At 72.4% G+C, this 15739-nt stretch carries 13 protein-coding genes; 10 read left to right on the forward strand and 3 right to left on the reverse strand.

Annotated elements, in window-relative coordinates; all coding sequences use genetic code 11:
- Positions 1–128: 128 nt before the first annotated feature.
- The 4 genes from BKA05_RS07955 to BKA05_RS07970 all read left to right on the forward strand — a co-directional run bounded on the left by BKA05_RS07955 (position 129) and on the right by BKA05_RS07970 (position 5923).
- Positions 129–2939 (forward strand): aconitate hydratase AcnA, encoded by a 2811-nt coding sequence (locus tag BKA05_RS07955; protein ID WP_179530955.1) that lies wholly within the window; start codon positions 129–131, stop codon positions 2937–2939.
- 98 nt (positions 2940–3037) lie between these two features.
- Positions 3038–3340 carry an MTH1187 family thiamine-binding protein gene (locus BKA05_RS07960; RefSeq protein WP_179530956.1) on the forward strand — a complete coding sequence of 101 codons (303 nt, stop codon included), beginning with the start codon at positions 3038–3040 and terminating at the stop codon, positions 3338–3340.
- Entirely contained in the window at positions 3337–3912 is a 576-nt protein-coding gene (locus BKA05_RS07965) for a DUF3105 domain-containing protein (protein ID WP_179530957.1), read from the forward strand. The genes BKA05_RS07960 and BKA05_RS07965 overlap by 4 nt, the downstream gene beginning before the upstream one ends.
- 61 nt (positions 3913–3973) lie before the next feature.
- Positions 3974–5923, forward strand: a complete 1950-nt coding sequence (locus BKA05_RS07970) for a M3 family metallopeptidase (protein ID WP_343045569.1) — start codon at positions 3974–3976, stop codon at positions 5921–5923.
- On the opposite strand, the gene BKA05_RS07975 is transcribed toward BKA05_RS07970, so the two are convergent.
- On the reverse strand, positions 5901–6701 hold the full coding sequence (locus BKA05_RS07975) for a GNAT family N-acetyltransferase (protein ID WP_179530958.1): 801 nt from the start codon (positions 6699–6701) through the stop codon (positions 5901–5903). The genes BKA05_RS07970 and BKA05_RS07975 overlap by 23 nt on opposite strands.
- 96 nt (positions 6702–6797) lie before the next feature.
- Between BKA05_RS07975 and BKA05_RS07980 the strand changes: the two genes are divergently transcribed.
- The 6 genes from BKA05_RS07980 (at position 6798) to BKA05_RS08005 (ending at position 12335) form a co-directional block, all read left to right on the forward strand.
- Positions 6798–7202: a YjbQ family protein gene (locus BKA05_RS07980; protein WP_179530959.1), complete on the forward strand. Its 405-nt coding sequence runs from the start codon at positions 6798–6800 to the stop codon at positions 7200–7202.
- A 48-nt stretch (positions 7203–7250) separates the two neighbouring features.
- Positions 7251–7622, forward strand: coding sequence for a hypothetical protein (locus BKA05_RS07985; protein ID WP_179530960.1), 372 nt, complete (start codon positions 7251–7253; stop codon positions 7620–7622).
- Positions 7623–7656: 34 nt separating this feature from the next.
- Positions 7657–8085, forward strand: a complete 429-nt coding sequence (locus tag BKA05_RS07990) for an NUDIX domain-containing protein (RefSeq protein ID WP_179530961.1) — start codon at positions 7657–7659, stop codon at positions 8083–8085.
- A complete protein-coding gene (locus tag BKA05_RS07995; protein WP_179530962.1) occupies positions 8082–9008 on the forward strand; it encodes an SMP-30/gluconolactonase/LRE family protein in 927 nt (308 codons plus the stop codon). The genes BKA05_RS07990 and BKA05_RS07995 overlap by 4 nt, the downstream gene beginning before the upstream one ends.
- Positions 9009–9082: 74 nt before the next feature.
- Positions 9083–10984, forward strand: coding sequence for a 1-deoxy-D-xylulose-5-phosphate synthase (gene dxs / locus BKA05_RS08000; protein ID WP_179530963.1), 1902 nt, complete (start codon positions 9083–9085; stop codon positions 10982–10984).
- The gene (locus BKA05_RS08005; protein ID WP_179530964.1) at positions 10968–12335 is read left to right on the forward strand and encodes a hypothetical protein; all 1368 of its coding nucleotides are present in this window, start codon (positions 10968–10970) and stop codon (positions 12333–12335) included. Before dxs ends, BKA05_RS08005 begins: the two co-directional genes overlap by 17 nt.
- 58 nt (positions 12336–12393) lie before the next feature.
- Here the strand turns inward: BKA05_RS08005 and BKA05_RS08010 are convergent, their stop codons facing one another.
- Both BKA05_RS08010 and BKA05_RS08015 read right to left on the reverse strand, forming a co-directional pair.
- Positions 12394–14463, reverse strand: coding sequence for a 3-hydroxyacyl-CoA dehydrogenase NAD-binding domain-containing protein (locus BKA05_RS08010; RefSeq protein ID WP_179530965.1), 2070 nt, complete (start codon positions 14461–14463; stop codon positions 12394–12396).
- Positions 14460–15677, reverse strand: a complete 1218-nt coding sequence (locus BKA05_RS08015) for an acetyl-CoA C-acyltransferase (protein ID WP_179530966.1) — start codon at positions 15675–15677, stop codon at positions 14460–14462. The genes BKA05_RS08010 and BKA05_RS08015 overlap by 4 nt, the downstream gene beginning before the upstream one ends.
- Positions 15678–15739 lie beyond the last annotated feature (62 nt).

Below are 15739 nucleotides of genomic sequence, written 5' to 3' on the forward strand. Positions count from 1 at the left end.
TCACTCGATGTCATGTATCTTGATGTCGAGAGAGTTGCTGAGGTGAACCTGACTTCCCCAGGCCACCGGCTCGACGGCAAGATGGCGGCAGACCGCCGGCGCACACGCGACAGAGGAGATGTTGGTCAGTGGGTAGCAAGAACAGCTTCGGTGCCAAGAGCACCCTGGACGTCAACGGGGCGTCCTACGAGATCTTCCGTCTCGACAAGGTGACCGGTGAGGGCCTCGACGTCGAGAGCCTGCCGTTCAGCCTCAAGGTCCTGCTGGAGAACCTCCTGCGCACCGAGGACGGTGCCGACATCACCGCCGAGGACATCAAGGCCCTCGCCGGGTGGGACGCGAGCGCGGACCCCGACAAGGAGATCCAGTTCACGCCGGCGCGCGTGATCATGCAGGACTTCACCGGCGTCCCCTGCGTCGTCGACCTCGCCACGATGCGCGAGGCGATGGCCGACCTCGGCGGCGACGCCACGAAGATCAACCCGCTCGCGCCCGCCGAGATGGTCATCGACCACTCGGTGATGGCCGACGTCTTCGGCACCCCCGAGGCCTTCGAGCGCAACGTCGAGATCGAGTACGAGCGCAACCGCGAGCGCTACCAGTTCCTGCGCTGGGGCCAGGGGGCCTTCGACGACTTCAAGGTCGTCCCGCCGGGCACCGGCATCGTGCACCAGGTCAACATCGAGCACCTCGCTCGCACCGTCTTCACCCGCGAGGTCGACGGCGAGCTGCTGGCCTACCCCGACACCTGCGTCGGCACCGACTCCCACACCACGATGGTCAACGGCATCGGCGTGGTCGGCTGGGGCGTCGGCGGCATCGAGGCCGAGGCGGCCATGCTCGGCCAGCCGGTCTCCATGCTCATCCCGCGCGTGGTCGGCTTCAAGCTCTCCGGCGAGCTGCCCGAGGGCTCGACCGCCACCGACCTGGTGCTCACCATCACCGAGATGGTCCGCAAGCACGGCGTGGTCGGGAAGTTCGTGGAGTTCTACGGCCCCGGCGTCTCCGCGCTGCCGCTGGCCAACCGCGCCACGATCGGCAACATGAGCCCGGAGTTCGGCTCGACCATCGCGGTCTTCCCGATCGACGACCAGACCGTCGACTACCTGCGCCTGACCGGTCGCTCCGAGGAGCAGATCGCCCTCGTCGAGACCTACGCCAAGGAGCAGGGCCTCTGGCTCGACCCCGACGCCGAGCCGCGCTACTCCGAGAAGCTCGAGCTCGACCTCTCCACGGTCGTGCCCTCGCTGGCCGGTCCCAAGCGTCCCCAGGACCGCATCGAGGTCACCAAGGCCAAGGAGGGCTTCCGTGCCGCCCTGGCCGACTACGTCGACGCCGACGCCCAGCAGACCCAGGGCTACGACGAGTCCGTCGAGGAGACCTTCCCGGCCTCCGACCCCGCCACCAGCAACGGCGGCGGCGAGGCGGCTCCGCCGAAGGACTGGGCCTCCGCTGCGCCCAAGGACGGCGGTCGCCCCTCGACCCCCGTCGAGGTGACCCTCGAGGACGGCACCCAGTTCACCCTCGACCACGGTGCGGTGACGATCGCCTCGATCACCTCCTGCACCAACACCTCCAACCCCTCGGTCATGATCGGCGCCGCGCTGCTGGCCAAGAAGGCCGTGGAGAAGGGCCTGGCCCGCAAGCCGTGGGTCAAGACCACGCTGGCGCCCGGCTCGCAGGTCGTCTCGGACTACTACGAGAAGGCCGGCCTCACGCCGTACCTCGACAAGCTGGGGTTCAACCTCGTCGGCTACGGCTGCGTGACCTGCATCGGCAACTCCGGCCCGCTCATCCCCGAGGTCTCCGCCGCGGTCAACGAGCACGACCTCGCGGTCGTCTCGGTGCTCTCGGGCAACCGGAACTTCGAGGGCCGCATCAGCCCCGACATCAAGATGAACTACCTGGCCTCCCCGCCGCTGGTCGTTGCCTACGCGCTGGCCGGCTCGATGGACGTCGACCTGTTCAACGACTCCCTGGGCACCGACACCGAGGGCAACGAGGTCTACCTCAAGGACATCTGGCCCTCGCCGCAGGAGGTCGAGGAGACCATCGCCCAGGCGATCAACAAGGAGATGTTCTCCTCCTCCTACGCCGACGTCTTCAAGGGCGACGAGCGCTGGCGCTCGCTGCCCACCCCGGAGGGCAACACCTTCACCTGGGACGAGGACTCCACCTACGTCCGCAAGGCGCCGTACTTCGACGGCATGCCGGAGGAGCCCACCCCCGTCACCGACATCGAGGGTGCGCGCGTCCTGCTCAAGCTCGGCGACTCGGTCACCACCGACCACATCAGCCCCGCCGGCGCGATCAAGAAGGACAGCCCGGCCGGTCGCTACCTCGCCGAGCACGGCGTCGAGCAGCGTGACTTCAACTCCTACGGCTCGCGCCGTGGCAACCACGAGGTCATGATCCGCGGCACCTTCGCCAACATCCGGCTGCGCAACCAGCTGGCCCCCGGCACCGAGGGCGGGGTGACCCGCGACTTCACCGCCGACGGCGAGGTGACCTCGGTCTTCGAGGCCTCCGAGCACTACATCGAGGCCGGCATCCCGCTGGTCGTGCTGGCGGGCAAGGAGTACGGCTCGGGCTCCTCGCGCGACTGGGCCGCCAAGGGCACCGCGCTGCTGGGCGTCAAGGCCGTCATCGCCGAGTCCTTCGAGCGCATCCACCGTTCGAACCTCATCGGCATGGGCGTCATCCCGCTGCAGTTCCCCGAGGGTGAGACCGCCGAGTCGCTGGGCCTGACCGGCGAGGAGGAGTTCACCATCACCGGCATCACCGCGCTCAACGAGGGCAAGACCCCCAAGACGCTCTCGGTGAAGGCAGGCGACGTGGAGTTCGACGCGGTCGTCCGCATCGACACCCCCGGCGAGGCGAACTACTACCGCAACGGCGGCATCATGCAGTACGTCCTGCGCTCGCTGCTGAAGGGCTGAGCCCTCCGCAGCACGCAGTCGTGCCCCTCAGCGCGCGCCCAGGCGCCCGCTGGGGGGCACGACCCATTTCTCGAGGAGGCGCTGGATACGGTGGCGCCATGATCGTGGCGTTCAGCATCTCCCCGACCAGCGGCGACGAGACCGGCAGCGTGTCGGAGGCGGTGGCCGCCGCCGTGCGCGTGGTGAAGGAGTCGGGGCTGCCCTACGAGCTGAACTCGATGTTCACCAACGTCGAGGGGGAGTGGGACGAGGTAATGGCCGTGGTCAAGCGCGCCGTGGACGTCGTCGCCGAGGTCTCCCCGCGCGTCGGGCTGGTGCTGAAGGCCGACATCCGCCCCGGCTGGGACGGGCAGCTGACGGCGAAGGTCGAGCGGGTCGAGCGCCTGCTGGAGCAGGGGTGAGCCGTGGCTCGCGCCTGGCGGTGCTGGCGGTCGCGCTCCTGGGCGTGCTGTTCGTCATGACCGCGGCGACGGTGCTGCCTCAGGTGGCCGAGCGGTTGCGTCCGGAGCCCGTGGACCTCACGCTCGACGCCGTCGAGGTCTTCGAGGACCTGCCGACGACGCACACCGACGAGGCCGTGGAGTACCCCACCGAGCCGCCCGTGGGTGGCCCGCACGCCGGGGAGTGGCTCGACTGCGGCACGTACGACGAGCAGGTGCCCGCCGAGAACCTCGTGCACGACCTCGAGCACGGCACCGTCGTCATCGCGCACGACCCGGACCTCGGTGCTGACGACGTCGCCCGCCTGGCCGAGCTGCTCCCGCAGAACGGCATCCTCACGCCCTGGGTCGGCCTGGACGCGCCCGTCGTCGTGGTGGTCTGGGAGCGGCGACTGGCACTGACCGGGGCCGACGACCCGCGCCTGGAGCTGTTCATCGCCGAGCTGGGGAACGGCGAGACCGCGCCCGAGCCGCGGGCGTCCTGTGCGGGCGGCATCGAGCCGCCCCGCGACCCGGGGCTCACCCAGGTCTGAGGTGCGACACGGGCCCCACGGGTGTGACCCCGACGGCACACCGCGTGGGTAGCCTCGCCCCGTGCCGAACCACAGCGCGCCCTCCGCGGGCGACCTCCAGCCCGTGACCCTGCCCGCCGTGGAGGACCTCGACGGCTGGAACGCCTTCCTCGACGAGCAGGTCCTCGGCGGGCTGGAGCGCACGAAGGGCCTCGTCGACGTGCTGCGCGGCAGCGCACCCGGCGACCCGGCGACCCTGCCGCGCTGGAACGACGTGCACGTCGTCCTCGGCAACGCCTTCGCCGTCGCCGGCCTGCTCTCCCAGGTGCACCCCGACGCCGCGCTGCGCGAGCGGGCCGAGGGCTACGAGCAGCAGCTCCACGAGCTGCGCACCGCCCTCATGCTCGACCCGGAGGTGTACGCCGTGCTCGAGGCCGCCCCCACCGAGGGGCTGCCCGACGGCGCGGACCGCGTCCTCGAGGACGCGCTGCTCGCCTTCCGTCGCAGCGGGGTGGACCGCGACGAGAAGACCCGCAACCGGCTGCGTGAGCTCTCCGCACGCGGCTCGGACCTCGGGCAGGCGTTCTCGCGCAACATCCGCGACGGGGCCGGCGAGACCCGGGTGCCGGCCAGCGCGCTGGCGGGGCTGCCGGCCGACTACGTCGAGTCGCACCCGGTGGCCGAGGACGGCACCGTCACGATCACGACCGGCTACCCCGACACCAACCCGTTCCTGATGTTCTCCGCCGACCGCGAGGCACGGCACGCGGTGATGCACACGTTCCTCAACATCGGCTGGCCCGACAACGACCCCGTCCTGCACGACCTGCTCGCGGTCCGCGACGAGCAGGCCAGGCTCCTGGGCTACGACTCCTGGCCCGACTACGACGCCGAGGTCAAGATGATCGGTACCGGGGCGGCCGTCGCCGAGTTCGTCGACCGGGTCGCCCGCGACGCCACCGCCAGCGCCGAGCGCGACGCGGCGGTGCTGCTCGAGCGCGCCCGGCAGGACCACCCCGAGCTCGAGCGGCTCGACGTGGCCGACGCCCGCTACTACGGCGAGGTCGTGCGCCGCGAGCAGTACGACGTCGACGGCCAGACGGTGCGCGGCTACTTCGAGTCCGGGCGGGTCCGCCAGGGCCTGCTCGACGTGACGGGCCGGCTCTTCGGCCTGGAGTACCTCCCGGTCGATGCGCCCTCCTGGCACGCCGAGGTGGCGTCGTACGACGTGGTGCTGGTGGAGACCGGCGAGCGGCTGGGCCGGATCCACCTCGACCTGCACCCGCGACCGGGCAAGTACAACCACGCCGCCCAGTTCGACCTCGTGCGTGGCGTCGCCGGCCGGCAGCTGCCCGAAGGCGTGCTCGTGTGCAACTTCGGCCGGACCCGGATGGACCACTCCGAGGTGGTGACGCTGTTCCACGAGTTCGGCCACCTGCTGCACCACGTGCTGGCCGGGCGGCACCCGTGGGTGCGCTTCTCCGGGGTCGCGACCGAGTGGGACTTCGTCGAGGCGCCGAGCCAGATGCTGGAGGAGTGGGCCTGGGACCACGGCGTGCTCGCGGGCTTCGCCGTCGACGCCGACGGCACCCCGATCCCGGAAGCGCTGGTGGACCGGATGCGCGCGGCCGAGGAGTTCGGCAAGGGCTACTACGCCCGCACGCAGATGTACTACGCGGCGGTCTCGTACCACTTCCACGCCGAGCTGCCGGCGGACCTGGCGGCCCGCTCCCGGGAGCTGTCGGAGCGCTACGCGGTGTGGGGGCAGGTGCCGGACACCCACTTCCACTGCGGCTTCGGCCACCTGGAGGGCTACGGCTCGGGCTACTACACCTACATGTGGAGCCTGGTCATCGCCAAGGACCTCTTCTCCGCCTTCGACGCGGGCGACCTGTTCGCCCCCGACGTGGCGCGGCGCTACCGCGACACCGTGCTGGCCGCCGGCGGCAGCCGCGACGCCGCCGACCTCGTCGAGGAGTTCCTGGGGCGTCCCTACGACAACCGGGCGTTCACGGCCTGGCTGGAGTCCTGAGGCCCTCGGCGCTGACCTGGCTCTCGGTGCGGACGAACCCGGCGCCGAGGTAGAGGTCGAGCGCGTGGTGGTCGGGATCGGCCACCAGCACCAGCCGTCGGGCACCGAGCTCGCCCAGCGCGTGCGCGCCGGCGTGGTGCAGCAGGGCCTGCGCCAGGCCACGGCGCCGGGCCTCGGGGTGGGTCTGCACGGTCTGGAAGCGCGCCAGCCCGTCCCCGGCACGGAAGATCCCGAGACCGGCCAGGAGTCGCTCGCCGTCGAACGCGCCGAACCAGGCGCCGTGGCCGGCCTCCACCGTGGCGCGCTCGGCTGCGGCCCGGCGGGTCGCGAAGACGTCGTGGTCGGGACCGGCGCCCTCCGCGCAGGCGAGGTCCAGCGCGACCTTCTGTGCCCAGTCCGCGTCACCGACCAGCGCCCGCACGACCGCGCTGCGCTGCTCGCGTCGTGGGGGCAGCACCGCGTCGGCGGTGAGCACGGCGTCGACGGCCACCCGCCACCCCGGCCGGCGCAACCGCTCGACGTCCTCCCGCCCGGCGGCGGGGTCGTCGATGCCGACGGCGTGGTGGCCCAGCCCCGGCAGCAGGGCCTCGACCCGGTCGGCCAGGCCGGGCAGGTCGCGCAGCAGGGGAGTGCGGCGCAGGAGGACGAAGTTGCCCCAGCGGAAGGTCGGGTTGCCCGGCGTGCGCACGACGACGTACGCCGGGTGGTGCTCGACCTCGCTGCCCGACTGCGCGAGCAGCGCCAGGTCGGTGCGCCACGCCAGGGACAGGACCTCCACGTCGGCGAGGCTAGGGGAGCGGGGCGCCGGCTCCGGGGACGCGCGTGTCACGTCCAGGTAAAGCCGCGGCCGGTGTGACCGGGGTAGAACGGGGGCATGGACTCCGAGACCTTCACCGTGCGCACGGGCTCCGCCGACGTGGTGCTCGACCTGACCGATCGCGCGCAGGCGTGGTGCCGTGGCCGTGGGGACGGACTGCTCCACGTGTTCGTGCCGCACGCGACCGCCGGGCTGGCGGTCCTCGAGACCGGAGCCGGCAGCGACGACGACCTGCTCGCCGCGCTGGGGGACCTGCTGCCCGCCGACGACCGCTGGCGGCACCGGCACGGCACCCCCGGCCACGGCCGGTCGCACGTGATGCCGGCGCTGGTCCCGCCGTACGCCACCCTCCCCGTCCTCGACGGCCGGCTCGCCCTCGGCACCTGGCAGAGCCTGTGCCTGGTCGACCTCAACGTCGACAACCACGAGCGAGAGGTGCGGTTCTCGTTCCTGGCCGGTTGAGGAGCATCGGGGTCGAACAGGTGTTCGATGCAGGCGTAGGATCGCGCCATGGACCGACTCGTCGCCCCGCCGGGCTGGCCGCGCGCCGTACGACCCCCCGACGCCCCGGACTGGGAGGCCACGGCGTGTGCCTGGCTCCTGGACCAGTGCCCGCCGGAGTTCCGCGGGTACCCGACGCTGCGCCGCCACCCGGTGGTGCTGGCGCGGTTCGCGGTGCTGCACGTGGAGGGCTGTCACGCCGCCGTACGCCGCGGGCTGAGCGAGGCCCGGGCCGACCTGCCCCAGGTGGCCGACGGGGAGGTCGTGGAGGCGGCGGTGCAGACCTACCTCACCGAGGAGGCGCGCCTGGTGGGCCTGCGTCGCGAGGTCGGGCTGGTCGAGGAGGCGCTGCGCGGCAGGCGCTATCGGGCGCGGCTCTGAGCCGGGGCCTGCGCCTGGTGGTTGGGTGGAGGGCATGCACCGATTCGCCTGCGTCGTCCTCGTCGACCGCCACGGACGCCTGCTGCTCCAGGAGCGCGACGAGCACCCGGTGATCGACCCCGAGAAGTGGGGGATGTGCGGCGGGCACCTCGAGCCCGGCGAGGACCCCCTGACCGGGGCGGTGCGTGAGCTGGAGGAGGAGACCGGTGTCCTCCTGGCACCGGAGGACCTCACGCTCGTCGAGGTCGCCACGGTCTTCCACGCCGCCTACGACTCCCACGACGAGCTGTCGTTCTACGCCGCGGCCGTCGACCTGACCGACGACGACGTCGTGTGCGGGGAGGGCCGGCAGATCGTCTTCGTCGAGGCAGGTCGCGTCCTCGACCTGGACCTCACCGGGTCGGCGCGCCAGGTGCTGCCGGGGTTCCTCTCCGGCCCGGTCTACAGCAGGCTGTGCGCGTGAGCACACCAGTCACCGTCCACCGGGTCCACCACGACGGCGCCGAGGACGTCGTGGTCGCCACCGCCGGGCGCCACGAGGGCTCGGTCTACACCGGCACCGTCGACGGCGCGGTGCTGCGGGTGCGGCCCGACGGCTCCGTCGAGCAGGTCGGCGACACCGGCGGACGCCCGCTCGGCCTCGAGATCGACCCCGAGGGGCGGCTGCTGGTCTGCGACGCCCACCGCGGCCTGCTGCGGATGGACCCCGACACCGGCGCCGTCGAGCGGCTGCTCGCCGAGGTCGACGGCACCGCGATGGTCTTCTGCAACAACGCGGCCATCGGATCCGACGGGACGATCTGGTTCTCCGACTCCTCGCGCCACTACGGCATCGAGCGCTGGAAGGACGACTTCGTCCAGGACACCCGCTCCGGCCGGCTGCTGCGCCTGACCCCCGACGGCACCGTCGAGACGGTGATCGACGGCCTGGCCTTCGCCAACGGCGTCGCCCTGGCCGCCGACGAGTCGTTCGTCGTCGTCGCGGAGACCCGCGCCCGCACCCTCGTACGCCGCTGGCTGACCGGGGACCGCGCCGGCACCCGCGACCTGCTGGCCGGTGACCTGCCCGGCTACCCCGACAACATCGCCCGGGGCAGCGACGGGCTGGTCTGGGTCAGCATCGCCAGCCCCGTCGACCGGGTGGTCGAGCGGCTCGGCAGTGCGCCGATGTGGGCACGCAGGGCGGTGACCCGCATCCCCGAGCGGCTCCAGCCCAAGCCGGCCCACACCTGCCGCGTGCAGGCCTACGACGACCACGGCCGCCTCGTGCACGACCTCGACCTCGACACGCCCGACTTCCACATGGTCACCGGTGTGCGTGAGCACGAGGGGCGGGTCTGGCTGGGCAGCCTGCACGAGCCCGCCGTCGCCGTCGTGGACCTGTGAGGTCCTCCGTCTAGACTCGGGGACTCGCCCCTGTGCCACCGCACCGGGGCAGGCGATGCACGAGGAGGGCCCCGATGGGAGTGCTGGAGACGGTCACGGGACCCCGTGACCTCCAGGGACTCAGCGACGACGACCTCACGCTCCTGGCGAGTGAGATCCGCGACCTGCTCATCCGCACGGTCGCCACCAACAGCGGCCACCTCGGGCCCAACCTGGGGGTCGTGGAGCTGACGCTGGCCGTGCACCGGGTCTTCGACTCCCCGCGCGACCGGATCGTCTTCGACACCGGGCACCAGTCCTACGTCCACAAGCTGCTGACCGGCCGCGTGGAGTCCTTCGGCACCCTGCGCCGCGAGGGCGGGCTCTCGGGCTACCCGAGCCAGGAGGAGTCCGAGCACGACATCGTGGAGAACTCCCACGCCTCGACCGCGCTGTCCTACGCCGACGGCCTGGCCAAGGCCTACCGCATCCGCGGCGAGGACCGCCACGCCGTCGCGATCATCGGCGACGGCGCGCTGACCGGCGGCATGGCCTGGGAGGCGCTCAACAACATCGCCATCGCCAAGGACAGCCGGCTGGTGATCGTCGTCAACGACAACGGCCGCTCCTACACCCCGACCATCGGCGGCCTGGCCACCGCGCTGTCGAGCCTGCGCACCGACCCGCGCTACGAGCACGTCCTCGACGCGGTCAAGAAGCGGCTCAACTCCGTCCCCGGCGTCGGCCCGGCGGCCTACGACGCGCTGCACGCGATGAAGAAGGGGCTCAAGGACGCCCTCGCCCCGCAGGGCCTCTTCGAGGACCTCGGCCTGAAGTACGTCGGCCCCGTCGACGGCCACGACCGTGCCGCGATGGAGACCGCGCTGACCCAGGCCAAGCGCTTCGGCGGGCCGGTCATCGTGCACGCACTGACCCGCAAGGGCTACGGCTACGACCCCGCCGAGCGGCACGAGGCCGACCAGTTCCACGCGCCGGGCCCCTTCGACGTCCAGACCGGCGCGGAGAAGCCGAAGGGCCGCATCTGGACCGACCACTTCTCCGAGGCGATGGTCGACCTCGGCCACCGGCGCAAGGACGTCGTGGCGATCACCGCCGCGATGATGCACCCGGTCGGTCTCGACGCCTTCGAGCGGCACTTCCCCGAGCGCACCTTCGACGTCGGCATCGCCGAGCAGCACGCCGCCACCTCGGCGGCCGGCCTGGCGATGGGCGGCCTGCACCCCGTGGTGGCCGTCTACGCGACCTTCCTCAACCGGGCCTTCGACCAGGTCCTCATGGACTGCGCGCTGCACCGCTGCGGCGTCACCTTCGTCCTGGACCGCTCCGGGGTGACCGGCGACGACGGTGCCAGCCACAACGGCATGTGGGACATGTCGATCCTCCAGGTGGTCCCCGGGCTGCGGCTCGCGGCCCCGCGCGACACCACCCGACTGCGCGAGCTGCTCGACGAGGCCGTCCTGGTCGACGACGCCCCGACCGTGGTCCGCTTCCCCAAGGGCGCGCCGCCCGCCGACGTCGAGGCCGTGGACCGTGCCGGAGGGTGCGACGTGCTGGTCCGCTCCGGCGCCAAGGACGTGCTGGTCGTCGCCGTCGGGTCGATGGCCACGACCGCCGTCGACGTCGCCGAGCGGCTCACCGCCCAGGGCATCGGCGTCACCGTCGTCGACCCCCGCTGGGTCAAGCCGGTGGATCCGGCGCTCATCGAGCTGGCCCGGGAGCACCGGCTCGTCGTGAGCGTCGAGGACAACGGCGTGCAGGGCGGGTGCGGCGCGGCGCTGCTGCAGGCGCTGGTCGCCGCGGAGGTCCGCACCCCGGTGCGGCTGCACGGCATCCCGCAGGAGTTCCTGGGGCACGCCAAGCGCGACGTGATCCTCGACCGGATCGGGCTCACCGCCCAGCACCTCGCCCGGGGCATCGTCGAGGCCATGGCCGACGACGCGCTCCCCGACCTCGACGCCGTTGAACGGCGAAGCTGAGCGGTCCTGGGAGGGAGACCCGATCCGCGGCCGGCCCCGGGCACTGGCACCGCTCCTGGTGGTGCTGTCGCTGGTGCTGGGGGGCCTGAGCGGCTGCGTGCTGCTGCGTGACGACCCGCCGGGCGCCTCGGCCCCGACCTCGGCGGCCCCGCCGCCCCCGGGCGTCATCGAGGACCTCAAGCGGGTGCTGCGGCGCCGCGCGGTGGCGGTCCGCGAGGACCGCGCCCGACAGTTCCGCGCCGGCCTCGCCGCCGGCGACCCCGCGTTCCGGCGCGCCCAGTCGGCGTACTTCACCTCGGTGCGCCAGCTGCCCCTCGGTGTCTTCCGCTACTCCTTCGACCCCGCCGACATCCTGCGGGTCGACGGGTCGTACTGGGTGGTGGTGCGCGTGCACCTGCAGCTCGAGGGGTACGACGCCGCGCCGGTCGTCTCGCGCGACCGCTACCTCTTCTCGCCCGACACGAGGGGTCGCCTGCGGCTGGCGTCGGTGACCGACGCGGCGTGGGAGGCCCGCAACGGGGTCCTGGCCCAGCCCTGGGACCGCGGCCCGGTGCAGGTGCGCAGCGTGGCGGGTGTCCTGGGGGTCTTCGACGCCGACAGCGTCGACCGGGCCGACGACCTGCTGACCTCGGTGCAGCGCGGCATCGCCGACGTGAGCGCGGTGGTGCCCTACTCGTGGGAGCACCGGGTGGTGGTCTACGCGCTCTCCGACACCGGCTTCATGGCGTCCCTGCGCGAGCTGCCCGGCGGCGACCCGGACGCGGTCGACGCCGTCGCCTTCCCGGTGCCGCTGGACGACACCGACCCGCTCGCGGCCACCGCGGGGGTGCGGGTCGCCCTGCACCCGCGGATGCTGGCGCGGGAGGCCGCCGCCCGGGACCGGTTGGTGCGCCACGAGCTGACCCACGTCGCGCTGGGCGCACGCGACGACGACGTGCCGACGTGGCTCTCGGAGGGCATCGCGGAGTGGGTCTCCGTCGCACCGCTCGCACCCCAGGACCGCGCCCTGTCCACGGCGTCACTGGTGGCCGCGCGCGAGGGGCTGGAGTCCGGCGACCTCGACCTGCCGGCCAGCGAGGTGTTCAACGGCTCCACCTCGGGGGCCAACTACGGGCTGTCCTGGTGGGCCTGCGAGCACCTGGTGAGCAGCTACGGCGACACCGTGCTGTGGGACCTCGTCGACGCGCTCGGGGACCGGGCCGACGACCGGGAGGACGAGGGGGCCGACGAGGGGGCCGGCCAGGGAACCGACCAGCGGGGCGGCGAGGTGCTGCGCCGACTCACCGGGCTGCGGACCGCCGACCTCGCGCAGGCGGCGGCGCGCCGGATGGTGGCGACGTACGGACCCTGAGGTCCGCACGCCGCCACCGCTCACCGCCCCTCGGGGCGATGAGCGACGAGCGTCGCGCTCAGTGGAACGAGCCCAGGCCCTCGCGCTCCAGGAGCATGGTCAGGCCGCCGTTCCAGAAGGCGAACCCGGCGCCGGTGATCATCGCCAGGTCGAGGTCCTCGGCCGCGGCGACGACGCCCTCGTCGAGCATCAGCCGGGCCTCCTGGGCCAGGCCGGTGAGCACCGTGCGGCGCACCTCGTCCTTCGCCAGGACCTTCGGCTCGGCCGGCTTCTCCAGCAGCGCCTCGACCTCGGGGTCCAGGGACCCGTCGGGGGCGAAGTAGGCCCCCTTCTTCGCCGCCACGACCCGCTCGAGGGCGGGGGAGACGTAGAAGCGGTCCGGGAAGGCCGCGGCCAGCGTCTCGGTGTTGTGCAGCGCGATCGCCGGGCCCACCAGCGCGATGAGCGTGAACGGCGGCATCGGCGCGACACCGGCGAACGCACCGTCCACGACGTCGATCGGGGTGCCCTCGTCGAGGATCCTGCTGACCTCGGACATGAAGCGACCGAGCAGCCGGTTGACGATGAACGACGGGCTGTCCTGGACCAGGATGGTGGTCTTCTTCAGCGCCTTGCCGGTGCCGAAGGCGGTGGCCAGCGTGGCGTCGTCGGTCCGCTCGCCCTGGACGATCTCCAGCAGCGGCATCACGGCGACGGGGTTGAAGAAGTGGAAGCCGACGACCCGCTCGGGGTGCTGGAGGTCGGCGGCCATCTCGGTGATGGACAGCGAGGAGGTGTTGGTGGCCAGCACGCACTCGGCGCTGACGACCTTCTCGACGTCGGCGAAGACGGACTTCTTGACGCCCATCTCCTCGAAGACGGCCTCGATGACGAAGTCCGCCCCGGCGAAGCCCTCGGCCTTGTCGACCGACCCGGAGACCAGCGCCTTGTGCCGGTTGGCCTTGTCCTGGTTGATCCGGCCCTTGGCCAGCAGCTTGTCGATCTCGGCGTGGACGTAGCCCACGCCCTTGTCGACGCGCTCCTGGTCGAGGTCGGTCAGCACGACCGGCACCTCGAGGCGGCGCACGAACAGCAGCGCCATCTGGCTGGCCATCAGGCCGGCGCCGACGATGCCGACCTTGGTCACCGGGCGGGCCAGCGACCTGTCGGGAGCACCGGCGGGGCGCTTGGCCCGCTTCTGCACCAGGTCGAAGGAGTAGAGGCTGGCCAGCAGCTCGGGGGTCTGCGACAGCGCGTGCAGGGCGTCGTCCTCGCGGGCGAAGCCGGCGTCGCGGTCGCCGTCCTTGGCGGCCGCGATCAGCTCGACGGCCTTGGCGGCCGCCGGGCTGGCGCCGCCGGTGCGGGCCAGGGCGACCTGCTCGGCACGGCGTACTGCGGTGTCCCACGCCTCGCCGCGGTCGACCTCGGGCCGCTCGACGGTGACCTTGCCGGTCAGCACGTCACCGGCCCACAGCAGCGACTGCTCCAGGAAGTCCGCGCCGGAGAAGGCCGCGTCGGCCAGGCCGAGCTCGAAGGCCTGCTGGCCGCCGACGGTCTTGCCGTTGTTGAGCGGGTTCTCGACGATCAGCGTGACCGCGGTGTCGGCGCCGACGAGGTTCGGCACGAGGAACGCGCCGCCCCAGCCGGGGACGAGGCCGAGCATGACCTCGGGCAGGCCGAGGGCGGGCGCGGAGTCCACGACGGTGCGGTAGGTGCAGTGCAGCGCCACCTCGAGACCGCCACCCAGGGCCAGGCCGTTGACGAAGCCGAAGGAGGGCTTGGCGCCGTCGCCGAGCTTGCGGAAGACCGCGTGGCCGAGCTCGGCCACCACGCGCACGGCGTCGGGGCCGCCGCCGGCGATGGAGGTCAGGTCGGCGCCGGCGGCCAGGATGAACGGCTTGCCGGTGACGGCCAGCGCGGTCACCTCGTCGTCGGCCAGGGCCGCGTCGATGGCGGTGTTGAGGCTGATCAGGCCCCGGGGCCCGAAGGTGTTGGGCTTGGTGTGGTCCTCGCCGTTGTCGAGGGTGATCAGGCCGACGACACCGGCGCCGCCGGGGAGGGCGACCTTGCGGAGCTTGGCCTCGGTGACGCGCTCGGCGTCGGAGGAGATGGCCTGGGCCCTCTCGAGGAGGGTGCTGATGTCGCTCACTTCGTGTTCTCCTGCTTCGCGTCGGCACCGTTCCAGTGCGGGTTCTCCCAGATGACCGTGCCGCCCATGCCGATGCCGATGCACATGGTGGTCAGGCCGTAGCGGACCTCCGGGCGCTCCTCGAACTGGCGCGCCAGCTGGGTCATCAGCCGCACCCCGGAGGAGGCCAGCGGGTGGCCCATGGCGATGGCGCCGCCGTAGGGGTTGACCCGGGCGTCGTCGTCGGCGATGCCGAAGTGCTCGAGGAAGGCCAGCACCTGCACGGCGAAGGCCTCGTTGACCTCGAAGGCCTCGATGTCGTCGATGGTGAGGCCGGCCTGCTTCAGGGCCTTCTCGGTGGCCGGGATCGGGCCGGCACCCATGACCTCGGGCTCGACGCCGACGAAGGAGTACGACACCAGGCGCATCCTGATCGGCAGCCCGAGCTCCTTGGCGGTCTCCTCCTCGGCCAGGAGGGCGGCGGTCGCGCCGTCGTTGATGCCCGCGGCGTTGCCGGCGGTCACCTTGCCGGCGGCCCGGAACGGGGTCTTGAGGCCGGCCAGGCTCTCCATCGTCGTCTGCGGACGCATCGGCTCGTCGGTCGTGGCCAGACCCCAGCCCTGCTCCGCGGAGCGGGTGGCGACCGGCACCAGGTCGGGCTGGATCGCGCCGGCCTCGTAGGCGGCCGCGGTCTTCTGCTGCGAGCGCACGGCGTAGGCGTCGACGCGCTCCTTGGTGATCGTGGGGTAGCGGTCGTGGAGGTTCTCCGCGGTCTTGCCCATCACGAGCGCGTCGGGGTTGACCACGCGCTCGGAGAGGATGCGCGGGTTCGGGTCCACGCCCTCGCCCATCGGGTGGCGGCCCATGTGCTCGACGCCGCCGGCGATGGCCACGTCGTAGGAGCCGAAGGCGATGCCGCCCGCGGTCGTGGTGACCGCGGTCATCGCGCCGGCGCACATGCGGTCGATCGCGTAGCCGGGCACCGACTGGGGCAGCCCGGAGAGCAGGGCGGCGGTGCGGCCGATGGTCAGGCCCTGGTCGCCGATCTGGGTGGTGGCGGCGATCGCGACCTCGTCGACCCGCTCGGGCGGGAGGCCGGGGTTGCGGCGCATGAGCTCGCGGATGCACTTGATGACGAGGTCGTCGGCGCGGGTCTCGGCGTACTGGCCCTTGGCCTTGCCGAAGGGGGTGCGCACGCCGTCGACGAAGACGACCTCTCGCAGCTGTCGGGGCACGGGGTCTCCTGGAGGTGGGTGCTCTGGACGAGCCGATGTTACCTGTCGGTACTACCGGCGGG

The sequence above is a fragment of the Nocardioides marinus genome, from assembly GCF_013408145.1.
Classification (GTDB): domain Bacteria; phylum Actinomycetota; class Actinomycetes; order Propionibacteriales; family Nocardioidaceae; genus Nocardioides; species Nocardioides marinus.